This is a genomic window from Streptosporangium sp. NPDC002607 (assembly GCF_053592655.1).
The window spans coordinates 160,111-184,321 of the sequence record NZ_JBSFWD010000011.1 but is presented as its reverse complement, the minus strand read 5'-3'; the positions used below and the strand labels follow the sequence as shown (position 1 = coordinate 184,321).

Below are 24,211 nucleotides of genomic sequence, written 5' to 3'. Positions count from 1 at the left end.
CAGCAGCTAGTTTGAAAACACAACCCTCTGGTGATGGGGCAACGGCCGCCATGGTCGGGTCCGTCCGGTAACGGGACACCTCTTTATCGCACGGCTTCGTCCCCGACCCGGCCGATCAGCATCGCCACGCGGACGTGTTCGGTGAACGGCCGGTGCCGCTCCAGGGCACGGTGGATCTTCTCGGCGAAGAGCGGTCGCCGGTCCGGCGCGGGCAGTCGGTCGACGGGAAGCGCCGAGTAGACGCCGCCGACGATCTGGTCGAGATCGAGCTCGTCGGTGTAATCGACGTTGACCTCCCGCACATCGAACCCCGTGCCGGCCAGACTCTCGCGGTATCGCCGCCGGCTCGCCTCGTCGGTGCCGCAGGCATGGCTGACTTCGAACCCGAACCACTGTTCCAGACAGCCGCGCAGCGCCCGCGACCAGGCGGTGTCCTGCAGCCACAGCGGAGTCCCGTTGGCCACCACGGCCACACCGCCGCCGGAGCGCGCCAGCGGAGCCAGCGCGCGGAACAGCTCGTCATGGTTCATCCAGTGCAGGGCCTGGCCGATGGTCACCGCGCCCACGGTCCGGTCGCCGAGCAGGGCGCCCAGCGCCGGTATGTCGGTGTCCGCGCCCAGCATCCAGCTCAGGTTCGTCATGCTCCGCTCACCTGCGGCCTGCCGGGCCCGGAGCAGCATGTCGGGCTCCGGATCCACGCCGACGACCGCACGCACCCGCTCGGCGATCGGCAGGGCCAGCTGGCCGGTTCCGCAGCCGAGGTCGATCACGATGTCGTCCCGGGTCAGCTCGAACGCCTCCACCAGCGCGTCGATGACGGCCCGGGGGTAACCGCGCCGATACCGGTGGTAGAAGTCAACCACTTCACCGCGAAATCCCAGATCCATGGTCACAGCCTGCCCGCCGAGATCCCTGCCACGACAGCGATTCGGCTCGCGGCGTCAGTCCGGCGGGAACCGGCGCCGCGTTCGCGGGCCGCGGGCCGCAGGCAAGGAGGTCGACAGGGCACCGGCACAGAGCAAGACCACCCCGGTCTGCTCCCGCATCCGGATCGGCCCGCCTCACGCTGTCGCGCGGGTGGGCCGACCGCCCTTGCGGAACCTGCCCGGCGGACGGATTCCCCGCTGGACGAAGTTCCCCGCGCGGATTCCTCCGGGACCCGGCTGGATAGGCTTCGGCCAAGCCGTTCGCGAGCGGATCGGCCGCGGTCGGGTCGACAGCGATCCGGGAGGTCTCATGGCATACGACGTGGCAGCCGTACGGGCGCATTTCCCCGCCCTCGACGAGGGCGCGGCGCACTTCGACGGGCCGGGAGGCTCGCAGGTTCCCGAGCAGGTGGCGGACGCCGTGGCCGGCACCCTGCGGGCCGCCGTCGCCAACCGCGGCGCCGGAACCGCCGCCGAGCGCCGGGCCGACCGCATCGTGGTCGAGGCACGCCAGGCTATGGCCGACCTGCTCGGCGGTACGCCGACCGGCATCGTGTTCGGCCGGAGCATGACGCAGCTCACCTACGACATGGCCCGCACGCTCGCCAAGGGGTGGCGTCCCGGTGACGAGGTCGTGGTCACCAGGCTGGACCACGACGCGAACATCCGGCCCTGGACGCAGACCGCCGAGGCACACGGGGTCACCGTCCGCTGGGCCGACTTCGATCCGGAGCGCGGCGAGCTGGACGTCACCGCGATCACCGGCCTGCTCACCGAGCGCACCCGGCTGGTGGCCGTCACCGCCGCGTCGAACCTGCTGGGCAGCCGGCCGGACATTCCGGCGATCGCCGAGCGGGTACACGCGGCCGGAGCGCTGCTCTACGTCGACGGCGTGCACCTGACGCCGCACAGCCCGGTCGACCTTCAAGGGCTCGGCGCCGACTTCTACGCCTGCTCGCCGTACAAGTTCCTCGGCCCGCACCTGGGCGTGCTCGCCGCCGACCCCGCGCTGCTGGAGACCCTCCGCCCGGACAAGCTGCTCCCCTCCAGCGACGCGGTGCCGGAACGCTTCGAGCTGGGCACCCTCCCCTACGAGCTGCTCGCCGGTACGACGGCGGCGGTCGACTTCCTCGCCGGTCTCGTACCTGGCGAAGGCCCCCGGCGCGAACGCCTGGCCCGCTCGATGGCCGCGCTGGAACGCCATGAGGAGGCCATGCTCGGACGACTCGACGCGGGCCTCGCCGAGATCGGCGAAGTGACCTCGTACGGCACGGCCTCACGCAGGCGCACCCCCACGACGCTGTTCTCCATCGACCGCATCGGGCCTGCCGACGCCTACCTGTCCCTGGCCGAACGCGGCGTCAACGCGCCCGCCGGCACCTTCTACGCGCTGGAGTGCTCCCGCCGCCTGGGCCTCGGCGACACCGGCGCGATCCGTGCCGGAATCGCGCCGTACACCGACGAATCCGACGTGAACCGGCTACTGAAGGGCATCCACGAGCTGACCCGACAGGTCTGGTATTCCAGTGACACTTCGCGATCTTGAGGGGTCGGGCTCACATGGCGACGGCCACCGCGCGATCCTTCGTCGTCGATCGGCTGGGCCCCGGGGGCGTGCTGATACCGGCTTCGTCAAGAAAGGCACCCGGTCGGCGGGGGTACAACGGCAATACAGCGGCACCGCGGGCCGGATCGAGAACTGCCGGATCGGCGTGTTTCCGGCCTATGCCCACGCCGCGCCGGGCTGCACGTGATGACAAGGGCACAGCCTTTCGCTCGAGAGCACGGCGGCGGTCTCCGCCTGGCCGCTCCGCGGTTCCCTCTGCCCGGCTGTTGCCAATCACCGGCCTGCCATCGGGTGAATAAATCGGTTGCGGCTCGACAGGTGATCACATAGCTTGCGATCGGCATCGTCGAATCCGTCGTGAGGACACCCGCGTGACCCCGCCCGCTCTCTCCGCCTGACACCTTTCCAAAGCGCTTCGTCACCGACTCCGTCGGTACTACCGGGCTGTCCCGTTCCTGCGTGCCGCAACTGGCGGCTCTGCCGGGACCCCCGGCTCTTCAGCGTTTCAGGCCGTGTGACCACGGCCTTCGTCAGGTCAGAGAGATCATGTCTTCACAACCCCATAGAGATCATTCCGTGCTGTCCTGGACCGTACGGCGGACTCGCCTGCCCCTACTGCACTTCCACTGCCTGGAGTGCCGCTCGGCGGTGGCCACCGTCGCGGAGGGCAAGTTCCGGGTGAACGCCAACGGCAAGCTTCTCGACGTGTGGCTTCTCGTCCGCTGTGTCTCCTGCGATCAGACCTCGAAGATCACCGTACGCGAGCGAGTCCCGATTCGCTCCATTGATCCCGTCCAGCTCCACGCGTTCGAAACCAACGATCCGGCGCTCGTCATCCAGACGCTCCTGGACCCGTTGATCTCCCGGCGCAACCGGTTCAGCCTCGACTGGAAGGACGCATGGCGTCTGCATACGTCACCACCGCATCCGCCGGCGGACCCGGGCTGGCCGATCCGGGTGGAGGTCGAGTTCCTTGACCCCGTGCCCATCCGCCCGGAGCGGCTGATCGCCCACGGCCTCGGCATCAGCCGGAGCGAAACCGAACGCCGGATCAAGTCCGATGTCCGCCTCAACCGCACCACGACCACGAACTTCACCTTTGTCGTCCTTCCCGCCGCTCAGGGCGGGAGCAGGACGGTGTAGCCGCCCGGATCTCGTGCTGAATCCCTGTCTGCCGGTCGTGGCCGACCCGTCCGTCATCGCCCGCGATCTGTTTCCCACACGTCGGCGAAGCAGATCGCGGGCGATGACCTCCTCTGCCTCGTGTTCGGAAAACAGCCTTTCTCCGCTGACAGCGGAAACAGCTGATTTCCCGAACACATGCTTGTGGCGCATCCGGTGAGAGGCTCCCACCGCTGCGATAGAGACTGCCGCGAAATCGCTTCACCCGCAGGTCCGGGTTCGATGTCCACAAGCAACGCCCCGCACCGCAAATGACCTGGTCACGCCCCAAGCGGCAGGCGGGTTCGGCCCGGTGGTGCGGGACGGGCCATGGAGGTGACTCGCCACACCATCTGCCGGGTAGGAGCCTCAGAGGCCGACCGTCTCGTCCGTTTCGGGGAAGGATTTCACCATGTCAGTTGAGTTGAACCACACCATCGTGGCGGCCCGCGACAAGAAGGCGTCCGCCGAGTTCCTGGCAGGCGTCCTGGGCCTTGAGGTCGGGGCCCCCTACGGGCCCTTCATCCCCGTGGCGACCGGCAACGGCGTCACCCTGGACTTCGCCGACAGCCACGAGAAAGAGATCACCACCCAGCACTACGCCTTCCTGGTCTCCGAGAAGGAGTTCGACGCCATCTTCGGACGGATCCAGCAGGCCGGCATCACCTACTACGCCGACCCCTTCCACCGGCAGGTCGGGCAGATCAACCACCACGACGGCGGTCGCGGCCTCTACTTCGAGGACCCGAACCACCACAACCTGGAGATCATCACCCGCCCCTACGGCAGCGGTGGATGACGCAGAGGTGGGTGTTCCGGGCGGCGCGCAAAAGCCCGAGACCACCGCGCCCGGACAGGCCGGAGGCCTGAGAACACCAGACGGCGACTGAGACGGCCGCCCGGAACATCCACCCACCGGAGCGCGCGCCCTCGGCCGGCCATGGCTCATCGCAGCGGAACCGCGCCGATCAGCGCACGTGGACGCGAGAGTCACCGGAGTCCGTTCTACGATGCGAGAGAGAGGTGGAACGCCGCCCCCCGCGCACCATGAGATGGCGCGTGCCGTTCCGCCGAGGCCGGGCAAGTGACGAGGTCCCTCCGGCCGAACCTCGACAACGGAGAGCAGGAGCAACGGTGCGCACTTCTGACGGCCCGCCGGAAAGCGGCGGGAAACGGAGCGGGATCATCTCCTCCGCGCTCAGTTCCACCGTTCTGCTGTACTGGCTCCTTGGCCTCACCGTGCTTCTCCTGGTGTCCGGCTACCTGAGCGACAGAGAGAGCCGGCTGGTCCCCTTCCTCATCGTCCTGCCCGCCTTCGTCGCCGGGGTGGGGACGGTGCGGCAGACCTTCCTCACCGCCGGATGGGTCGTCCTCGTCGTTACCGGCTCGGTGCTCTACCACCCGTTGCAGCCGGCCGCCAATCTGTCATTGATCGTCTTCTCCGTCGTACTCGGGGGGTTGAGCGTCGCGGGAGGCCGGTGGCGGATCCACAAGAACGAGGAGATCGCCCGGCTGCGCTCGGCGTCGGCGGCCCTGCAACGGCAGATCCTGCGCCCGCTGCCGTTGCTCACCGACCAGCTCCTGGTCGACGGGCTGTACGAGCCCGCGGAGGAGGACAGCATGGTCGGGGGCGACGTCTACGAGGTCGTGGCCTCGCCATACGGCAGCCGGGTGCTCATCGCCGATGTCCAGGGCAAGGGCCTGCCCGCCATCGGCACCGCCTTCGCGGTGCTGGGCGCCTTCCGGGAGGGGGCCTTCCGGGAACCGGCTCTCCCCGCGGTGGTGGACGCACTGGAAAATGCCGTGGTGCGGCACAACGCCTTCGCGAAGCAGGCCGGCGAACCCGAACGCTTCGTCACCGCCCTCGTACTGAGCGTCGACAGCGGATACAAGGCCCAGGCCGTCAACTGCGGCCATGTTCCGCTGTACATCCTGTACGGCGAACGGGTCGGCCCGGTTCTCTTCCGTGATCCGGGCGTCCCCCTGGGGCTGGGCTCCCTCACCTCGCAACCACGTGCCGTCGAATGGTTCGACTTCCCTCCCGGTGCGACCCTGCTGCTCTGCACGGACGGCGTCACCGAGGCCCGTGACCCGTCCGGCGTCTTCTACCCCCTGGAGGACCGCCTGGCCCACTGGCATGACGCCTCCCCCGATCAGGTGGTCGGCACCCTCCAGACCGAACTGCTCCGACACACCCGGGGCAATCTCCGCGACGACGTCGCCGTACTGGCCGTCCGCCGGAACTCCCCCGGCACACCCGCGACCATCCATTGATCATGTGCACCCGGAACGGAGAGCGCGGCGGGCCACGAACCCGCGCTACTCCCCGGTCAGCCGCCCCAGCCGCTCGGTGGCCTCGATATACTCCTCCACCAGCCCGAACACCACGTCCTTGGTCGACCGTACCTGGTTCATGGTCCCGATGATCTGACCCGCCGGGAAGGTGGCCAGCTCGGCGGCGTCGGAGCGGGCGATGCGGCGGAGCGCGTCGGAGATCAGCATGAACTGCAGCGGCATCGGCAGGGTGCCGGGCGAGTCGGGCGCCTCCCAGGCGTCGGTCCACTCGTTCCTGAGCAGCCGGGCGGGCTTGCCCGTCCACGAGCGGGAGCGCACGGTGTCGCGTGAGGTGGCCTCCAGGATGCGCTGCTTGGCCATCGCGGGGGTGTCGGCCTCCTCGACGGCGAGCCAGATGGAACCGGTCCACACCCCCTCGGCTCCGAGCGCCATGCCCGCCGCCATCTGGCGGCCGTTGCCGATGCCTCCCGCGGCCAGTACGGGCACGTCCACCGCGTCCACCACCTGTGGGATGAGCACCATCGTGGAGATCTCCCCGGTGTGTCCGCCCGCCTCGGTGCCCTGCGCGACGACGATGTCCACGCCGACCTCGACCTGCTTGACGGCGTGCCGGGGGGTGGACGCCAGCGCCGCCACCTTCACGCCCTTGGCGTGCGCCAGCTCGACCACGTCGGCGGGCGGCGGCCCGAGGGCGTTGGCCAGCAGCGCGATCGGGTGCCGCAGCGCCACCTCGACCTGCGGCCGGGCGGTGGCGTCGGTCCAGCCGAGCAGGGCCCGGCCGGCCTCCTCGCCGGACAGCGGACCGACGCCGTGCGAGGTCAGCAGGTCGTCGACGAACGCGCGGTGCCCCTGGGGGATCATCCCCTGGAGCCGTCCCAGCAGATCCTCGGGCGAGTCGACGCCCAGGTCGGCTCCCGCATAGGAGGCGGGCATGACCACGTCGACGCCGTACGGCTTACCGTCGACGTGGTCGTCGATCCATTTGAGCTCCATCTCGAGCTCTTCCGGGGTGAAGTAGAGCGCGCCGAGCACGCCCATCCCGCCGGCGCGACTGACCTCGACGACGACATCCCGGCAGTGGCTGAAAGCGAATATCGGAAGTTCGATCCCGAGCATGTCCGTGACACGTGTCCGCATGCGCCCACGGTACGACCCGCCTCCGGCAAACTGCAACGTGTTCTAGTCTAGAATATTTCGTCGGTATTGTCGGGAAATCAAAATATTGCCGGGAAACTACAACAAGAACCCGTTTCACCGAGGCATTCGGCGCCAGATCGCGCGCGGCAGCACGCGCATCACCGCGAAGAACACCCGCAGCCCGCCGGGAACCCAGACGACCTCGGCGTCCGAGCGCAACCCGGCGATCACCGCGTCGGCGACCTGCCCCGGAGTGGACGACATCGGCGCGGGGGACATCCCCTCGGTCATCCTGCCGATCACGAAACCAGGCCGGACCACCATCACCCGGGCACCCGATCCGTGCAGGGCGTCGCCCAGCCCCTGCGCGAAGCCGTCCAGGCCCGCCTTGGCCGAGCCGTACACGAAGTTGGCCCGGCGCACCCGCACCCCGGCCACCGAGGAGAGCACCACCAGCGTGCCGTGGCCCTGCTCGCGCAGCCGCCGCGCGGCGAAGAGCCCGGCGGACACGTGCCCGCCGTAGTTGACCGCGACCGCCTCGGCGGCGGCCACCGGATCGGCGTCGTAGGTCTTCTGGCTGCCCAGCACGCCGAAGGCGGGGATGACCACGTCCAGGTCACCGACCAGCTTCGCGGCGGCCTCGATCACCTCGCCGTGCGTCTCGGGCCGGGAGGCGTCGAAGTCCAGCAGGTGCACCTCGGCGGCCCCGATCACCGGGGGCGGCCCGGCGGTGGCGTCACGGGCGGCGAGCACGACCCGGCGGGCACCGTCGCGGACCAGCCGCTCGACGATCGCCAGCCCGATCTCGCTGCGCCCACCCAGCAGCAGCACGGTGTCCACCGCGCCCAGGGCGTTCCTCATCGAATACCTCCAGCGTGGAGCCCCCGGGCCGCAGCCTTGGGGAGGAAGTCAACGGGCGGTCCTCCTCGGCGTCCCGGGACCGGGACCTGTCCGCTCACCCGCCACGGGGGCCGAGCCGCACGGCACGTCACGCGACCGCGGCTCACAGGGAGAGTCTTCTCGACAGGTCCGAGCGGAACACCCCGGCCGGATCCACCTCGTCACGGATCCCCCGCCACTCTGCCAGCCGGGGATACATCGCGGCCATCGTCTCGGCCGACATCCGCGAGTCCTTGGCCAGGTAGATCCGCCCGCCCGCCCCTGCCACCCAGCCGTCGAACTCGCGCAGCAGCCCGGCCAGCCCTCGCCGGCCGGCGGGGATGTCCAGGGCGAGCGTCCAGCCGGGGGCCGGGAACGACAGCATCCCCGGCGTGCCGGGGCCGAACCGCTTGAGCACCGTGAGGAAGGAGACCACCCCGTCGGCCGACAGCCGCGAGACGATCCGCCGCAGCGTCGCCTCCTCGCCGAACGGCACCAGGAACTGGTACTGGACGAAGCCGTGCGAGCCGTAGACCCGGTTCCAGCCGTCCACCGAGTCCAGCGGGTGGAAGAACGGCGCGAGTCCCTGGATGAGACCGGTGCCGGGGCGCGACTTCCGGTACCAGGCCTCGTTGAAGGCCCGTACGGTCACCTGGTTGAGCAGCCCGTTCGGCGCCCAGGCGGGGGCCTTCACCGCGAAACCGGGAGCGAACGCCAGCGGGTCGGCGCCGCGCGGCAGCTCGTCGCGGGCCGCGTGGTCTCCCCTGGTGAGCACGCTGCGGCCCATCCGGGCGCCCGCGGCGAGCAGGTCGATCCAGGCGACCGTGTAGCGGTAACGGTGATCGGTGGCCGCCATCGTCTCCAGCGTGTGGTCCAGGTCCCGGGTGCGCTCGACGTCCACCCGTACCCGGGAGGTCTCGATCGGCAGGCACTGGAACACCGCCTCGGTGATCACACCGGTGAGCCCCATCCCACCGACCGTGGCCCAGAACAGCTCGTCGCCCGGCGCCAGCGTACGGCCGGCGCCGTCGGCCGTGACGAGGGTGAGGGAGCGCAGGTGAGCGCCGAAGGAGGAGTCGGCGTGGTGGTTCTTGCCGTGCACGTCGGCCGCCACGGCCCCGCCGACCGTCACGTACCTGGTGCCCGGGGTGACCGGGACGAACCAGCCCAGGGGCACCAGAGCGGCCATCAGATCGTGCAGGCTCAGCCCGCCGGCGGCGGTGACCAGGCCGGTTGTCCCGTCCAGGGACCACGAGGTCAGCGCGGTGCAGTCGAGAACCAGGCCGCCGGAGTTCTGCGCGGCGTCGCCGTAGGAGCGGCCGAGTCCCCGGACCGCGACGCCCCGGCCCGGTGCCCGCCGTACCAGCTCGGCGACCTCCTCGGCGGAGCGGGGCCTGGCCAGACGCGCGGGGGTCGGCGCGGTACGGCCCCAGCCGGTCAGGAAGGTCATCGAACCTCCTTGAGCGTGGAGAACTCGGGCCTCGGCCCTGGAGAGGAGGTCAAGGCAGGTAGATCCCGAAGGCGAGCGAGACGAGCAGGAGCGCGACGAACACCTGCGTAGGCCGGTCGCGCAGGGCGAGTTCCTCGGGCTCCTCCCCCACGCCCCTGTCCACCAGCAGATTGTGCCGCAGCACGATGAGCAGGAAGGGCACGATGCTGATCCCGTAGAACGGGCCGGGGTGGTCGTTGAGCGCCCACAGGCAGTAGGTCACGATCATCGCGCCTGACGACATCATCCGGACACCGGCCAGGTAGCCGGGAGTGTAGGCGGCCAGGATGGCGCGGGTGGAGTTGCCACCGGCGGCGGCGCGCAGCTCGGCCTCCCGCTTGCCCGCCACGAGCTGGAGCGAGCCGAGCGAGATCACCACAAGGAACCAGCTCGTCACCGGCACGTCCACGGCGACCGCCCCGGCGAAGGCGCGGATCACGTGGCAGCCCGCGACCGCGACCAGGTCCACCACCACCTCGTGCTTGAGCCAGTAGGTGTAGGCGAAGGTCAGCGCCAGGTATCCGACGACGACGGCCGGCAGCCGCCAGTCACCCGACAGCGCGGCGAACACCGGGGCGAGCACGACGAGCAGGGCTCCGACGATCCAGGCGAGCCGTACCGAGACCAGACCCGCCGCGATGGGGCGGTGGCGCTTGCGCGGGTGGCGGCGGTCGGCCTCGACGTCGGCGGCGTCGTTGAGCAGGTAGGTGCCGCCGGCGGCCAGGCAGAACGCCACGAAGGCGATCAGCGCGCCCAGCAGGCCCTGGGCGGTCCCCAGCACACCGGCCGCCGCCGGGGCCGCGAACACCAGGGCGTTCTTCAGCCACTGGCGCGGGCGGCAGGCCCGGACAAGGGCGACGGGCGAGAGGCGCCGGGCGCCCGGAAGGGGGAGCTCCGGCGCGGCCGGGGCGGCCGTCGGCGAATTCGCCGACGGCCACGCGGCCACCGCTTTCTCGTTCACCGGATCCTGGCTCGCCAGGATCCGGTCACCGGAGCTCACCGCATTCCGATCGTCAGCCCCGGCCGGTCCTGCGGACCAGGAGGAATCCGGTGACCAGCAGGGCGAGGCCCACCAGCAGCAGGATCACCGGGATCGTCACCTTGAGCAGGGTGATCTGGCTCTTGCCCTCGGTGGCGTTGCGCACCAGCTCGTCGACGGTCTGCGGGGTCATCTTGGCCGTCGCCGCGAAGGCGATGATGCTGTGGGCGCCGTCCTGGGTCCTCAGGACGTCGTTGCGCTGCTGCTCCTGCTTGACCGGCGAGCCGGTCACCGGCTCGATCCAGTAGGTGTTCTTGCCCTCGTAGAACCGGTCCACCTGGACGTCGCCCGTCACGTCCGTCACGCCCATGATCGAGGCGGGGACGGTGCGGGTCTCGGTCTTCGTCTCCGGAGCCACCTGCTCGAACTTGTACGCCGGCAGGCCGTTGACGTCCTCCTCGCCGACGAACGTGGCGTCGAAGGCCATGCCCGCGGTGGAGTTGAAGACCTTGTAGGTCTTCTTCTCGACGTCGAAGGGGAACTTGTAGATCTGGCCTTCAAGCTTGCTGGGCTTCTTGTCGATGTTCACCGCGCAGCAGTTGATGCCCTCGCCGGTGTACTTGTTGAAGGCGCTCCGCCGTTCGTTGATCGCGATGCCCGGGTTACCGTTCGTCGGGTCGTTGACCGCGGTGAACTCGTCCCAGACGACCCGGTCCCCCTGGGACTGGGACACGTCCCCGCGGGTGGTGACGGTGATGGCGAGGTCTCCGGTCATCACCTTGAGGTCCTTGGCACTGAAGTACTGCGCTCCGGTGGCCTCCAGCTTGCTGATCCCGTATTGGGCGGCCGGAGCCGCGATCAGGCTGCCGCCGATCTGGAAACGCACCAGCGGCGCGAGCACAATGAGGAACGCCCCGACGGCTAACAGGATTACTCCGACGACCCGACGCATCTACCCTCCTGGGGGATTACAGCATGGGGGGTTTGGGGGGAAATATGTGGATTGACAAGGCTACTGACCAGTATGTTAGGTGCAGGGAGTGATCGACGTCACCGGGGGATGCGGAAAAGTGATCGAAACAAGTTCTAGATCGGAACAGCTCTCTCCGCAGGTTCCATCCAAAATAGTCGGTCATCTGGACACTCTTGACGGCGTGCGCGCCGTCGCCTCGCTCGCGGTGCTCGTCTTCCACGTCGCGAGCGAGTCCGGTGCCGCGCTCCGCGAAGGCTTCACCGGCGCGCTGCTCTCCCGCGGCGACGTGGCGGTGCCGATCTTCTTCGCGCTCTCCGGGCTGCTGCTCTACCGCCCCTACGCGGCCGCGCTGCTGTGCCGGACCCCCGCCGTCCGCACCCGCGCCTACCTGTGGAAGCGGGCGGTGCGCATCCTGCCCGCCTACTGGCTGGTGGTCGTGGTGGCCATGTTCATCTGGTCACGCGACCACACCTCCGACGCCTGGAGCTGGCTGACGCTGCTGACCCTCAACCAGAACTACGTCACCGAGCCCTGGTGGTTCGGCCTGGGGCCCAAGGGCCTGGCCCAGATGTGGAGCCTCTCCGTCGAGGTGGCCTTCTACCTGCTGCTCCCCCTGCTCGCGGCGGGCCTGGCCGCCTTCGCCCGGCGCGGCGGGGCGGACGTGCACCGGCGGGCCCGGCGGCTGCTGATGGGCCTGGGCGTGCTGATCGCGCTCTCCTTCGCCTGGACACTGCTGACCTACTACCCGGAGTACCGGCCCTTCCTGAACAGCTGGCCGCCCCGGTCGATGATCTTCTTCGCCGTGGGGATGGCGCTGGCCGTGGTGCTGGCCTGGATACGCGCCACCCCGGACACCGACTCCCCCGCCCGGCGTTTCGAACGGGCGGTGTGGGCCTCCCCCGGCTCGTGGTGGCTGGTCGCCGCCCTGGCGTATGCCGTCGCCGCCTCCCCCGTGACCGGAACCCGCTTCCTCGGCATCGACGGCGTCTGGTCGGGCCTGTTCGAGCTGGCCCTCTACGCGATCGTGGCCCTGTGCCTGCTCGTCCCGGCCACGCTGCCGCCGCCGGGCGACTCATTGGTGAAGGTCCTGCTCGCCAACCCGGTGATGGGCTTCCTCGGCCGCATCTCCTACGGCGTCTTCCTCTGGCAGTTCGTGGCCATCTACCTGTGGTACGGCTTCACCGAGCAGCAGCAGTTCTCCGGCAACTTCCTGGGCAACCTGGTACCCATCACCGTCATGACGCTCGTGATGGCCACCCTGACCTACCGGTTCGTGGAACGGCCCGCCCAGCGCCTCAACCGCCTCGTGCGCCCGCCCCTCCGCCCTGCGCCGGCGGAGGGCTCGGAGCGGCCACTCCCGCGGCAGGCCCCGGAGACCTCCAAAGGCTAGGAGGGCTGCTCGCCTTCGGCGACCGGCGCCCCGAGCGCGACGCCGGTCATGCAGAGCGGGGCCGTCGGGTCGTCCATCACGATCTTCATCCCCTTGCCCACCCCCGTCACCGGGAAGTGGACGAGGCCGCCGGAGGTCTGCTGCAGGCTGAGCACGATCCGTTCCTCACCGACCTGCACGGTCACCGAGACCGGCCGGTCGGAGATGTAGACCAGCGCGCCCGCCGTGGCCTTCCCGCCGAAGGAGACCGCGTCGGGGAAGAACGCGGTGCCGTCCAGGGTCCGTATGCACTGCTCGCCCTCGCCCCGGGTGGCCAGGAAGCCGAAGATGCTCATCCGCACCAGCCTGCCTTCACGATTGAAGACCTTGGCGTCCTCCGAGGGTTCCGGGTGCGCCATCCTGACCCGTACGGTCGGGCGGGCCAGCGGGGCGAGCAGATGGCTGCTGAGCCGCCGCTCGCCGTTGACCGGGAGCACGATGTCATCGGGGACCGGAGTCGGATAGATCACCACATTGTCCGGCGCCGCGGCGAGCTGCCCGGCGACCGTTTCAAGATATGTCCGGACGTGGTTGCCGGTGAGGGTGTCCCGATAGGCCCCGATCGAGATCAGCGACAGCATGAGGTAGGCACCCGAGGTCAACCCCGCGGCGAGGACGAGCGAGGACGGCGCGGGCAGCGCGCGGCGGTAGGCACCACTCTCCCCGCTGACCGGCAGCAGGGCGAGACCCAGGCAGATCATCAGGACGACCACCGCGTCCGCGACGTAACGGCTCTCCAGGCCCACCAGCGACGTGTAGTTGCCCCGGGCGATCACCGTGGGGATCGCGTCGGCGAGCAGCAGGTAGCCGCCCAGGACGAGCCACGCCCGCAGCGCGCGGCGCCGGTAGCGGACGGTGATCACAAGCAGGACCGCCAGGACCGCCCAGGAGACGGCGACGAGGGCGTCGGAGGGGGCGGTCAGGCCGCCGGTCGGGGTCGGCGCCCAGTCGACCGGACCCCCGATCGCGCCGCTGGGGAACGTCCGGCCCAGCAGGAGCGAGAGCAGGTCGGCGGTCACGCCGGGATCGGGCACCGAGGCGCCCTCCCCCGGCGCCGTGCTCATCCTGGCGAGATAGAGGACCGTGTAGGTGGCGAGCACCATCACGTGCGCCGACCAGAGCCGCCAGTGCCGCCGCACCTCGCCGAGCGCCGAGGTGATCCAGCCCTTCTCCCGCTCCCGCAGGAAGGCGGTGGTCAGGGCGAAGAGCAGGAAGGTGACGAAGACCCCCTTGGTGCTGAAGGCCATGCCGACCACGCACCACGCCAGCGCGTGCCGGCCGTACCGGGTGCCCTCGCCGCGGGCGAAGCGGACCTGGTCGGTCAGCGCGAGTACCAGGACCAGCTGGAGCGGCACCGCGTTGATGGCGGCCGCCCACCAGCCGAACGCCGGAATCGTCAGCGGGGAGAACAGGAACAGGGCCAGCAGCGGCAGGATCGCCGGCCGGGTGCCGAACAGCATCCGCAGCAGCCGGAGCGCCAGCACGCTGAGCAGCGCCTGCGCGACGAACGTGACACCGGCCACCAGCAGCCAGTCGTAGGGCGCGATGCGCGAGAGCACCCAGGTCAGCGCGAGGGCACCGGGCATGAAGTGGCCCTTGTGCACCCGGGTCACGAAGTCGAGGGTGAGGTCGCTCCGGTAGGCGTCGCCGACGAAGAGCAGGTCGTCCTCGACGAAGTAGGAGTCGCGCAGGATCAGCAGCCGCAGCACCAGCGACACCACGATGAGCAGGGCGGCGCCGAGCAGCACCGGACTGCGGAGGGCCGCCAGCCAGCCGGGCAGCACGATCCGCAGCGCCGGTGGCTCCGGCCGCTCCGGCCGTTCTGTCTCCGTGGCCTCCACTGGCCCTCCCCTGCTGATCCCCGTGTTCCGGCGGAACACCCTACGAGTGTGAAAAGTTCGCTGGCGATGCGGTGTTATGCTCCGCCCCACCTGGTTTGTTCTACTCCGTAGAGGAGCAGCGTTGGAGACCCACCCGGCATCGTTCCGTGCCACCCTGGGCCGGTCCGTCGCCCTGCTCGGCGGCTTCCGCAAGGAGCAGAGCGACCCGGACTTCTTCTACGGCATGCTGGCCAGGGACACGGTGGCCCAGCTCGCCTCCTACACCGAGCTGGACGGCGCGCTCGTCGCCGACGTCGGTGGCGGCCCCGGCTACTTCACGGACGTGCTGCGGTCCGTGGGCGCCCGGCCGGTCTGCGTGGACTGCGACGCGGGCGAGATGATGGCCCGCCAGGGCGCCGCCCCGGAGGGCGCCGTGCTGGGCAGCGCGCTCGACCTGCCGCTGGCGACCGGCTCGGTGGACGTCTGCTTCTCCTCCAACGTGCTGGAGCACGTGCCGCAACCGTGGCGGATGGCCGACGAGATGGTCAGGGTGACCCGTCCCGGTGGTGTGATCTACCTGTCCTTCACCAACTGGCTCTCGCCCTGGGGCGGCCACGAGACCTCGCCCTGGCACTACCTCGGCGGCCACCGCGCCGCCGAACGCTACACCCGCAAGTACGGCAAGCCGCCCAAGAACCGCTACGGCGCCGGCCTCTACCCGGTCTCGATCGGTGCGGCGCTGCGCTGGGCGAAGCGGCAGCCGGACGCCACGGTCCTGGACGCCCTGCCCCGCTACCATCCGCGCTGGGCGACCCCGGTGATCCACGTTCCCGGGCTGCGCGAGATCGTGAGCTGGAACCTGCTGCTCATCCTGCGCCGCCACTGACCACCTCCTCCGGTACCGCCATGCCGAGCACCACCGCGCGCAGGCAGACCCCGTCGTCCTGGACCGAGATCCGTACCGGCCCCGAGCCGGCCCCGGCCGGCAGGTAGACCCGGTCCTGGCCGGCCCTGAGCGGAACCTCGGTCCGCCGCCCGTCCCTGAGCACCGTAGCGCGCGTGTCCCTCGGCACCCGGTAGTCGATGCGGAAGATGTTCCCCTCGTACCCGGCGGGCAGGTCGGCGACGGCGGTGCGGTCGCTCAGCGGGAGGCAGCCGCCGTCCCAGGCCGCCACCTGGGCACCGAACACGGCGGCGGGCACCAGATGGCCGCGATCGTCGAAGGTCACCGCGTGATGAGCCGCCCCCGGATACCTGATCCGCTCGCCGAGGGCGCCCTCGGCGAGCGGGCTGAGCGCCCGGGAGGTCAGCCGGTCCTCGGCGGCCTGCCAGGGGAAGAGCATCCGGTCGGGTATCAGCGAGGGGTAGACACCCGTCTGGGGGCCGAGCCTGGCCAGGTCCGCGCGGGCCGCGTCGAAGTAGGCGCGGTTGCGCTCGCCCGGCAGCCCCTGGGCGAACCCCGCGGCCGACACCAGGGTGAGCGCCACGTAGGCGCACGCGGCGGGGAGGACGAACGGCGAGATCACGCCGTTCCCGGGTGAGTCCTGCCCCGGGGGCCCGGTCTTCCGCCACGGCATCAGGGCCAGGGCCAGGCAGACGGCGAGCACCGGCGTCGCGTCGGCGATGTAGCGGCTCTCGAAGGCGTGCTGCACCGACCCCGACCGGCTGAACATGATCAGCAGTGCGTCCGCGACCAGCAGGTAGCCCACGGCCAGTGCCCAGGCAGCGGCCGCCTCGGGGCGCCTGCGGCAGGTGCCCGCGACGACGGCCGCCAGGACCAGCCAGGCCACGATGACCTCGACGGCCCGGTGGGCGACCAGCGGGCCCGCCGTGGTCTCCGCCCCCCAGCTCAGCGGGCCCCCCACGAGCAGTGTCGGCACCGTGCCACCGAGGAAGTTCCCGATGTACTCCACGGCCGTGTAGAACTCGGGGAGCGCGAACCCCTGACCGCCGCTCCGTCCCGAGGCCAGCAGGTAACCGGTCAGATAGGCGCCGCCCATCACCAGGTAGGCCAGCCAGAGTCCCCAGTGCCTGCGCACCGCCCCGACCACGCCGTGCTCGCCTGCCAGCAGCAGCACCGTGAACAGCAGCAGCACCGGCGGGATGAGCACCGCCTTCTCGAAGAAGAACAGCCCGGCGCACGTCCAGGCGATCCCGGCGAGCGCGTGTCCGGCGCGGCCGGTACGGATCAGCAGCAACTGGGAGCGGATCGCCATGATCATGGCGATCTGCAGCGGCAGGATGTTGAGCGCCGCCGCGAACCAGGTGCCGGCCTGGAAGTTGGCGGGTGCGAACAGAAAGAGGGTGAACGGGACGAGGATGAGCGGCCTGGCACCGCAGATCAGGCGCAGCAACCGGTAGAGCGCCAGGGCCGCGCCCGCGTACAGCGCCATGATCACGATCGAGACCAGGCCCCAGTCGTAGGCGGAGATCGCCGTCAGGGCCCGGACCAGGGCGAGGGCGCCCGGCATCAGATGGCCGATGTGCACCCGGAACAGGTGGTCCCAGCCGAGGGGCTCGGCCAGCGCCCTGCCGACGAAGACGATGTCGTCCTCGGCGAAATAGGAACGGCTGAGCAGCCACCCCTTGACCGCGAGCCCCGCGAGCAGCAGGAGCAGCGCCACGACCGTGAGCCCGTGCCGCCGCGCGAACGGACTGTGCACCCAGCCGGGCAGCCGCAGCTCCACCTCCACCTGGCCGCCGCTCATCCGCGTTCACGCTCCGGTCCGGCACCGGCGGCCTTGGGAGGCCACACCCGCTCCATGAAGACATCGGCGGGCTCGGGAGGCCATACCCGCTCCATGAAGACGTCGGCGGACCGAGCGGGTCCGGCGAGCTCAGCCGGCCCCGGCTGCCCCGGACCGGCACCGGCAGGCTCCGGAGCCCGGGGAGGCCTACGGGGACGCAGGCCCCAGAGGACCAGCAGGAGTCCGGCGGCGAGGAAGACAGCGGGCAGCAGGTCACGGACGACGAGGACCCAGCGGGTGAAGGCGCGGACGTCGGAGACCCTGGCGTCGACGTCCTCCTCGGACATCACCAGGTCGGCCCTGAGACTCTCCTTGCGCTCGATGCCGTCGGGGGTGCGCAGGCCCTGGCGGTGCCGTTCCTCCACCTTCACGGTCAGGCCACTCTCCGGCTCGACCCAGAGCGTGCGGGTCACCTGGGCGTAGCGGGAGACGCCGATGGCCCGCCAGGCGGGCAGTCCCAGCACCTTGCCGGGGAACTGCTCGGGGAAGTCCTCGATCTTCACCGGGCCGGCCGTGTAGGTGTAACGGTAGGTACGCAGACCGTTGATCTGTTCCTGGCGCTCGTAGCGGAGCGGGACGGCCAGCCGGAGCGTCGTGTCGTACATCGGGTACGAGCGCGGCTCGGCGCGGAACGGCAGGCGGAAGGCCAGGCCCGACTGCCGGGCCTCGGGGTCCTCGTCGACATAGCTCTCGCAGCAGTCGACGGCCATCCCGGTACGGCGGTCGAAGGCGGTCCGACGCTCGTGGTAGTCGATCCTGTCCCCGGTGGCGGTCGTCAGCGAGGTGAACTCCACCCACACCGCCGTGTCGGCGGTCCCGGCTCCCGCGTCCCCGCTCAACGTCGTGGTGGACACCAGCGGGACACCGGTGTGCGAGGTCAGCGTGCCGGTGTCGAAGTAGTCGGCGTCCAGCGCGACCATCCGGTAGGTCCTGCCCTGCTCCAGCGGCAGGACCAGCACGCTCTCGTAGACGTAGAAGCGGAGCAGCGCGGCGAGCGTGAGCAGGAAGGCGCCCGCGCCCGCGAACACCGTCCGGGGGATACCGGCCCGGGTCACCGGCCCACCACCACCGATTCGGACTCGGGTTCGGGCCGCCGGGCCGTCCCGCGGCGCGACGGCGCGGGCGCCTCGGCCGCAGCGCGATCGGGAAGCCAGGCCGTCAGCCAGGCGAGCGCCAGCAGGCAGAGCACCTGCGGCACCGCACCGGTCAGCGGCCCGGTGAGCACCTCGGTCGCGTCGACCCCGCCGTACCGGGTGCCGACGGCGAGCGCGAGACCGGCCAGGCCGGTCGGCACGGCCAGTGCCCAGGGCGTGGCCACCGTGCCCGCCAGGCCGGGGAGCACGCCGAGACGGGCGTGCCTGGCCTGGGCCACCGCCCCCAGCCAGGCGAACAGGAGCGCCGCCCCGGTGACGATCGCGACGCCCGCGAAGCCCCCGGTCCACAGGCCGAGAAGCGGGACGAACGGCCAGACCCACAGCGCCCGGATCGCGACGGGCCCCGCCCCCGGCGACCGGGCAGGCCAGGCGGGACGGATGAGCGCCAGCGCCACCACCAGCAGCACCAGCATCCAGCCGCCGACCAGCGCCGTGCGGTAGGCGGAGTCAGGCTCGTAGCGCATGGTCACGACGCCCTGGCCCGAAGGCAGTTCCCACGCCTGCCGCCAGCCGTCCAGCCTGACCGGCTTCAGTTGCCTGCCGTCGAGGTACGCCTGCCAGCCGACGTTGTGGTTCTCGTTGACCACCAGGTAGGAGGGGGCCGTGGTGGAGACCTGGACCCGGCGCTCCCCCTGCCCCCACGCCTGCACGGTGGCGGGCGTGGCCGTGACCGCGCCCCGGGCGCCGTCGTCGGACGTCCGCACCACCATCGACTCGATCCTGAAGGCATCGCTGGGGGACGCGCTGATCCGCGCCTCCCCTGCGCCCAGTTCGACCGGCTCGCAGGTCCGGTAGCCGAGCGGGCGGCCGTTGACCACGTCGTCCAGCGTGCCGCTGACGATCTCGGTGGCCGCCGGGTTGCCGTTCACGGTGAGCGTGGGACCGTAGCCGCAGGGCAGCCTCAGCGGGAAGGGCTCCAGCGAGCCGAGCGGTTCCACCCCCGGGATGGTGATCTCCGACACCTCGATCGACCGGGACGCCGGGGCGATGAAGCCGATCTCCAGGCGGTCGGCGCGGATCGGCGCGAAGGAGACGCGCCCGTCGGAGCCGACCCAGCCCTGCGCGGTGCGGCCGCCGCCGCGCACACTCACCTTGATCGGCGGCTGCCCCAGGAACGAGTCGGGGAAGAGGACCATGATCTGCGAGATCGTGGTCTTCTTGCCGAGCTTGACGGTCAGCGTCGGATGGCGGTCGGTGGTCTGGGCGTACCAGGCCGTGTCCAGGTCGCCGTCCATGGCCGCGCGGCCGAGCACGGCCGGATGGTCGACCAGCGTGGAGGAGGCGCTCACCTGGGGGTAGACGCCCGGGACGGTGGTGAGCAGATGGGCGGAGGCGGGGTCGGTGAGCACCGTCCTGCCGGTGACGACGCGTTCCCCCGCGTCCCGGACCGTGAAGGTGCGGTCGAAGCCGGAGCCGTCCTCGCCGGTGATCTCCAGGGACGGCGAGCAGGTCCAGGTCGCCGAGCCGTGCATGCACGGCGACGCGGCCCCCTGGCGGGTCAGCAGCACCGTGCCCGGATCCCGCTCGCCGTCGGCGGGAACGACGATGCTGCGCCTCGCCCGGACGCCGGGAATCGCGACCTCGGTGATGCCGACCCGGGTGCCGACCCGCGACGCGGGCTCCGAGACCAGCTTGGTGACCCGGATCCGCAACCGGGAGGTCTTGCCGGCCGGCGGGTTCAGCAACTGCGGTTCCACCGAGTCCGCGACCGGCACCAGGCGCGTTCCCGCGTCGGTCTCCAGGGCGACCTCCGCCACGGCGGGTCCAGGCCTGCCCCTCTCGAACGCGACAGTGATCCTCGGCATGTCGATGGGCTCGACGAGGCGCACCTCCAGCCACTCCCCGACGGCTCCCCTCCAGCCGTCGGAGCGCCATCCGGTGCGCGGGTCGGCGTCGAGCGCCGCGTACGGCTGCCGCCCGGGGTCGCGCCGGTCGGCGGCCCCGACCCGCGACTCGGCGGAGGAGGCCCGCACGTCAAGGATGCTGGAGTAGCGGGCGGTCGCGGTGGCGGCGGTCCAGGCGGGGTCGGTGAGGTCGCTCTCCCTGCCACGTTCCAGCGGCTGGTCCTCGGTGAGCGTGGCGGTGCCGATCCGGCGCAGGTCGCCGAAGATGATCTCGCGGCGGCGCAGCGTGTCGGTCATCACGGTGTGCTCGGGGGACGTCGCGCCCGCGCCCGGCTCGTTGCCGACCACCATGGGCCGGTCGTCGTCGAGCAGGCCCTCCTCGGCGAGGGCCAGCGCCGCCTCCGGGGCCCCGGTCACCCTGAGGGTCCCCTCGCGGGGCACCGTGGCGACGAGCGGCGCGGGGTCGGGGACCGCGTAGACCTCCAGCGCCTGGTAGGGCTGCTCGAACCAGCCCGCGGCCGTCGTGCTGGCCCTGGTCCCGATCTCCGGGCCGAAGCCGGCGACCCGTTCCAGGCCGGTGGACTCGGCGATGGTCTCGTGCACCCGCGCGGGCCAGGCGGTGCCCAGGCTCTCCCTGGCCAGGTCGTTGCGGACGAGCAGGTAGCTGACCCCCATCCGGCGCAGCGCCGAGGTGAGCCCCGGCGAGCCCCGGCCGGTGGCGAAGCGCTCGTCCACCGCCTGGACCAGCCTGGCCAGTCCCGGCGACCCCCAGGGGACGTTGGTGTGGGTGGCCCAGCGCACGGTCAGCAGCGACTGCATGGGCTCGTCCATCGGACGGCCCCACAGGTACTCGCCCCGGCGCGATCCGGGGGCGGCCAGGACCATGCCGTCCCCGGTGTTCCGGTTCAGCCAGGTCGCCGCGTCCCGCCAGTAGGAGGGCACGTCCTCGAACGCGCCGGCCGGGGTCGTGCCCGCGGTGACGACGGGCGACGCGCCGAGTGCGACGAGGACCGCGGACGCCGCGAGGACGGGTCTGCGCAGCCGCGCGGGACCGGCCAGTGGCAGGGCGGCCAGGCCGAGGGCGAGCGGGAGCCGCAGTAGCGCGTCGAACTTGTGCAGGTTGCGGAAGGGCGCGAGGGGACCGTCCAGCAGCGCCCTCACCTGCTCGGTCCACGGGTGGGCGAGCACGTCGGCGTGGCCGGCGGAGACGATCACGACCCCGGCCAGCAGGCTGATCGCGAGGAATCCCCGCTCCGGGGTGGCGCGGGCGGTGATCCCGGCCAGGCCGAGCCCGGCGACCAGCGCGGTCAGCGCGATCATCACGGGTCCCGTCGCCTGCTCGAACGCCGCGGGCAGGAACGCCGCCCCGTCGACCGGCAGGAACGCGATCCAGCCCGAGGTGCCGCGCAGGACGTTGATCAGCGAGGTGACGTACGTGGTGGCGTCGGCGGTCTCGATGAAGGGCAGGAAGGAGAAGATGTAGCGGCCCATCACCAGCAGGGGCAGCAGCCACCACATCGACACCGCGCCCACACAGCCCAGCCACCACAGCAGCAGGTGCCTCCTGCGGGGGCCGCGCTCACGGGTCAGCAGGTACAGCAACGGCACGACCAGCACGGCGAGCACGGCCACGGCGTTGATCCCGCCGGCGAACAGGAAGGCCAGCGCCGACAGGGCCGCCGCCCTGCGCGGGCTCGCCCGCTGTCTGGCACCGTGCACGAGCGGCAGCAGGATCCAGGGCAGCACCGCGCTCGGCTGGAACTCCGAGGAGTTGACCCCGATCAGCGTGACGGCGTGCGGCGCCAGGGCGTAGGCGAGCCCGGCCAGTACGCGGGTGACGGGGGTGCCGATGTCCATCGCGCGGGCCACCCGCTCGACGCCGACGAACGCGGCGCACAGCACCAGGGTCATCCACAGGCGCTGGATGTTCCAGGGGGGCATGTCCAGCGCCTCGAAGAGGGCGTAGAACGGGCCCATCGGGAACAGGTAGCCGTGCGCCTGGTTCTGCAGGTGACCGAAGAACGCGCCGTCCCACAGGTGCATCGCCCGGGCGAGGAAGCCGAGGGGGTTGAGCGCCATGTCGAGCTTGGTCTCGGAGATGACCTGGCCGGGCGAGGTGTTGAACGCGATGGCCCCGAGCAGGAGGCAGCCGGCCAGCAGGTGCAGCCGGTGTCGAAGCCGGGCGGGCCCGGTGTCCGTGCTGTCAGGGGTCAATGCGGTGCTCAAATGGGGTCGGTCTCACCCATGGCGAGATGGAGGTCGGGGGTCCTGACCGGCGAGCTCACAGTGCTCACGGGCTGCTGTCGACGGGCGGCTACGGCGAGCTCTGTGGCGATAAGTCTGGTTATAGTAGCGCCAGTTCTTCCCCAGGTGAACTCGCCTGCCCAGGTCCGGCAGGCCTGCTGGATCGCCGCGCGCCGCACGGGGTCGGTCAGTTCCCCGATCGCCCGGTCCACCGCGTCCGCGAGCGTCTCGCCGTCCCGGACCAGCCAGCCGGTCACCCCGTCCTTGATCGAGTCGCGCAGCCCGGCGACGTCGTAGGCGACCGTGGGCACGCCGAAGGCGGCCGCCTCGATCACGGTGAGACCCCAGCCCTCGAACTCCGAGGCGGTCACGTTCAGCAGGGCCGAGCCGAGCACCGCGTTCTTGCCCGGCTCGCTGAGGAATCCGTGCAGGTGCACGCGGTCGGCGACGCCCAGTTCGGCCGCCACCGCCGCGAGGGCGTCGGACTCGGGCCCGCGGCCCACCACGTGTACGCGCAGCCCCGGACGGCTCTCGGCGAGCTCGGCCGCCAGGCCGACGACGCGGTCGACCCGTTTGTGGCCGACCAACCGGCCCAGGTAGACCACGGCGGGGTCGCCGGGCAGGGGATGCCGCGCGACCGAGCGGGCCACCGGGCTGCCGTTGGGGACGACCTGGATCGGGGCCAGCCAGCGCAGCCTGGCACGGAGGTCCGTCCTGGAGGACTCGGAAACCGTGATCGTGGTGCGGCGGCGATAGAGCAGCCGGGCCACCGGCCCCTCGATGAAGCAGCCGATCCTGGCCAGCCAGGAGGGCAGGAAGGCATGGAACTGCCGGTCGTGCACGTGATGCACCAGGCAGATCACCGTGGTGCGGCGCCGTACCACGAGGGGGGAGAAGAACGGGATGCCGTTCATCGAGTCGATGACCACGTCGAAGCGGCGGCGGTGCAGCAACAGCCAGAGCGGCACGAGCAGGTAGACGAGGTAGCGGTTGCCCATCCTGCGCAGCTCGACGCCGTTGCGCCGCTCGGCTCTGGTCTGGCCGGGCTCACGGCCGGTCACGAAGTGGACCAGGGCCCCCTGGGCGATCAGGTAGCGGCTGACCTGCCAGGCGTACTCCTCGGCGCCGCCGGCCGCCGACTGCTGTGGCTCGCGAAAGTTCAGCACCGCCACCCGAACCCCGTGCAGGGACGCCTCGGGGGTCTCGGTGACCTCCATGCTCAGGTTGGGCCACGACGGGTTGAACAGACGGGATCCGGCGTTCACGTTCCCGCCGGAAAAGGCCACGGTGTCGGCCACACTGTCTCCTCGGTCCTCTACGGCGACGCGCGCCCGACTCGGGGCACGGCGGAGCCACGCTCCGTACTGTCCATTGGTGTTCAGCCTGAGCGGCTGGGAGAAAACCGCGTCCGAGGGGCCCTTGTCCGGCCCCTCGGATCACCTGTCGCCGTAGTTGTACAGGGGCCGGTTGGGCGGCTCCGGTGTGGGGGCGGCCACGTTCACCACTGCCACGGAGGCACCCACCGCAAGCACCGTGCCGACGGCCAAGGCTGCGATCACTCGTAACA

The 24,211-nt window shown here is 71.0% G+C and carries 18 protein-coding genes and 1 pseudogene; 7 read left to right on the top strand and 12 right to left on the bottom strand.

Annotation, left to right across the window (positions count from 1 at the left end; all coding sequences use genetic code 11):
* Positions 1-83 precede the first annotated feature (83 nt).
* The gene (locus ACWD3H_RS15865) at positions 84-887 is read right to left on the bottom strand and encodes a class I SAM-dependent methyltransferase (protein ID WP_451955470.1); all 804 of its coding nucleotides are present in this window, start codon (positions 885-887) and stop codon (positions 84-86) included.
* A gap of 349 nt (positions 888-1,236) precedes the next feature.
* Between ACWD3H_RS15865 and ACWD3H_RS15860 the strand changes: the two genes are divergently transcribed.
* The 5 genes and pseudogenes from ACWD3H_RS15860 (at position 1,237) to ACWD3H_RS15840 (ending at position 5,928) form a co-directional block, all read left to right on the top strand.
* Positions 1,237-2,472, top strand: coding sequence for a cysteine desulfurase-like protein (locus ACWD3H_RS15860; protein WP_451955469.1), 1,236 nt, complete (start codon positions 1,237-1,239; stop codon positions 2,470-2,472).
* A 73-nt stretch (positions 2,473-2,545) separates the two neighbouring features.
* Positions 2,546-2,656 (top strand): annotated as a pseudogene (locus tag ACWD3H_RS15855) (transposase); the annotation flags it as partial.
* Positions 2,657-3,069: 413 nt separating this feature from the next.
* The gene (locus ACWD3H_RS15850; RefSeq protein WP_451955468.1) at positions 3,070-3,636 is read left to right on the top strand and encodes a DUF1062 domain-containing protein; all 567 of its coding nucleotides are present in this window, start codon (positions 3,070-3,072) and stop codon (positions 3,634-3,636) included.
* 430 nt (positions 3,637-4,066) lie between these two features.
* Positions 4,067-4,453 carry a VOC family protein gene (locus ACWD3H_RS15845; protein WP_355551989.1) on the top strand — a complete coding sequence of 129 codons (387 nt, stop codon included), beginning with the start codon at positions 4,067-4,069 and terminating at the stop codon, positions 4,451-4,453.
* Positions 4,454-4,788: 335 nt separating this feature from the next.
* Positions 4,789-5,928 (top strand): PP2C family protein-serine/threonine phosphatase, encoded by a 1,140-nt coding sequence (locus tag ACWD3H_RS15840; protein WP_451955467.1) that lies wholly within the window; start codon positions 4,789-4,791, stop codon positions 5,926-5,928.
* 45 nt (positions 5,929-5,973) lie between these two features.
* Here the strand turns inward: ACWD3H_RS15840 and ACWD3H_RS15835 are convergent, their stop codons facing one another.
* The 5 genes from ACWD3H_RS15835 to ACWD3H_RS15815 form a co-directional block, all read right to left on the bottom strand.
* Entirely contained in the window at positions 5,974-7,086 is a 1,113-nt protein-coding gene (locus tag ACWD3H_RS15835) for an NAD(P)H-dependent flavin oxidoreductase (RefSeq protein ID WP_451955466.1), read from the bottom strand.
* Between the two features lie 114 nt (positions 7,087-7,200).
* Entirely contained in the window at positions 7,201-7,947 is a 747-nt protein-coding gene (locus tag ACWD3H_RS15830) for an SDR family NAD(P)-dependent oxidoreductase (protein ID WP_355551997.1), read from the bottom strand.
* Positions 7,948-8,089: 142 nt separating this feature from the next.
* Positions 8,090-9,415, bottom strand: a complete 1,326-nt coding sequence (locus ACWD3H_RS15825; protein ID WP_451955465.1) for an FAD-binding protein — start codon at positions 9,413-9,415, stop codon at positions 8,090-8,092.
* Between the two features lie 49 nt (positions 9,416-9,464).
* Entirely contained in the window at positions 9,465-10,415 is a 951-nt protein-coding gene (locus tag ACWD3H_RS15820) for a decaprenyl-phosphate phosphoribosyltransferase (RefSeq protein WP_451955464.1), read from the bottom strand.
* Between the two features lie 52 nt (positions 10,416-10,467).
* Entirely contained in the window at positions 10,468-11,385 is a 918-nt protein-coding gene (locus tag ACWD3H_RS15815; RefSeq protein ID WP_355552002.1) for a DUF3068 domain-containing protein, read from the bottom strand.
* Between the two features lie 202 nt (positions 11,386-11,587).
* Here ACWD3H_RS15815 and ACWD3H_RS15810 point away from each other — a divergent pair, with 202 nt between their 5' ends.
* Positions 11,588-12,796, top strand: coding sequence for an acyltransferase family protein (locus ACWD3H_RS15810; RefSeq protein WP_451955463.1), 1,209 nt, complete (start codon positions 11,588-11,590; stop codon positions 12,794-12,796).
* Here ACWD3H_RS15810 and ACWD3H_RS15805 read toward each other — a convergent pair.
* The gene (locus ACWD3H_RS15805; RefSeq protein WP_451955462.1) at positions 12,793-14,676 is read right to left on the bottom strand and encodes a hypothetical protein; all 1,884 of its coding nucleotides are present in this window, start codon (positions 14,674-14,676) and stop codon (positions 12,793-12,795) included. The genes ACWD3H_RS15810 and ACWD3H_RS15805 overlap by 4 nt on opposite strands.
* 76 nt (positions 14,677-14,752) lie before the next feature.
* Between ACWD3H_RS15805 and ACWD3H_RS15800 the strand changes: the two genes are divergently transcribed.
* Entirely contained in the window at positions 14,753-15,541 is a 789-nt protein-coding gene (locus ACWD3H_RS15800) for a class I SAM-dependent methyltransferase (RefSeq protein WP_451935324.1), read from the top strand.
* Here ACWD3H_RS15800 and ACWD3H_RS15795 read toward each other — a convergent pair.
* From ACWD3H_RS15795 to ACWD3H_RS15775, 5 genes are all read right to left on the bottom strand, one after another.
* On the bottom strand, positions 15,522-17,363 hold the full coding sequence (locus tag ACWD3H_RS15795; RefSeq protein WP_451955461.1) for a hypothetical protein: 1,842 nt from the start codon (positions 17,361-17,363) through the stop codon (positions 15,522-15,524). The two genes, ACWD3H_RS15800 and ACWD3H_RS15795, sit on opposite strands and share 20 nt — an antisense overlap.
* Positions 17,360-18,457 (bottom strand): DUF3068 domain-containing protein, encoded by a 1,098-nt coding sequence (locus ACWD3H_RS15790; RefSeq protein ID WP_451955460.1) that lies wholly within the window; start codon positions 18,455-18,457, stop codon positions 17,360-17,362. The genes ACWD3H_RS15795 and ACWD3H_RS15790 overlap by 4 nt, the downstream gene beginning before the upstream one ends.
* Positions 18,454-22,626 (bottom strand): alpha-(1->3)-arabinofuranosyltransferase domain-containing protein, encoded by a 4,173-nt coding sequence (locus ACWD3H_RS15785; protein WP_451955459.1) that lies wholly within the window; start codon positions 22,624-22,626, stop codon positions 18,454-18,456. The genes ACWD3H_RS15790 and ACWD3H_RS15785 overlap by 4 nt, the downstream gene beginning before the upstream one ends.
* A complete protein-coding gene (locus tag ACWD3H_RS15780; protein WP_451955458.1) occupies positions 22,623-23,942 on the bottom strand; it encodes a glycosyltransferase family 4 protein in 1,320 nt (439 codons plus the stop codon). The genes ACWD3H_RS15785 and ACWD3H_RS15780 overlap by 4 nt, the downstream gene beginning before the upstream one ends.
* A 138-nt stretch (positions 23,943-24,080) precedes the next feature.
* Positions 24,081-24,203, bottom strand: coding sequence for a hypothetical protein (locus ACWD3H_RS15775; RefSeq protein ID WP_350920967.1), 123 nt, complete (start codon positions 24,201-24,203; stop codon positions 24,081-24,083).
* Positions 24,204-24,211: the final 8 nt, after the last annotated feature.

Bases quoted from the DNA above. Each gene is read 5' to 3' on its own strand.
- ACWD3H_RS15865 (WP_451955470.1), bottom strand. From the start codon at position 887: ATGGATCTGGGATTTCGCGGTGAAGTGGTTGACTTCTACCACCGGTAT.
- ACWD3H_RS15860 (WP_451955469.1), top strand. From the start codon at position 1,237: ATGGCATACGACGTGGCAGCCGTACGGGCGCATTTCCCCGCCCTCGAC.
- ACWD3H_RS15845 (WP_355551989.1), top strand. From the start codon at position 4,067: ATGTCAGTTGAGTTGAACCACACCATCGTGGCGGCCCGCGACAAGAAG.
- ACWD3H_RS15835 (WP_451955466.1), bottom strand. From the start codon at position 7,086: ATGCGGACACGTGTCACGGACATGCTCGGGATCGAACTTCCGATATTC.
- ACWD3H_RS15830 (WP_355551997.1), bottom strand. From the start codon at position 7,947: ATGAGGAACGCCCTGGGCGCGGTGGACACCGTGCTGCTGCTGGGTGGG.
- ACWD3H_RS15825 (WP_451955465.1), bottom strand. From the start codon at position 9,415: ATGACCTTCCTGACCGGCTGGGGCCGTACCGCGCCGACCCCCGCGCGT.
- ACWD3H_RS15815 (WP_355552002.1), bottom strand. From the start codon at position 11,385: ATGCGTCGGGTCGTCGGAGTAATCCTGTTAGCCGTCGGGGCGTTCCTC.
- ACWD3H_RS15800 (WP_451935324.1), top strand. From the start codon at position 14,753: ATGCTCCGCCCCACCTGGTTTGTTCTACTCCGTAGAGGAGCAGCGTTG.
- ACWD3H_RS15795 (WP_451955461.1), bottom strand. From the start codon at position 17,363: ATGAGCGGCGGCCAGGTGGAGGTGGAGCTGCGGCTGCCCGGCTGGGTG.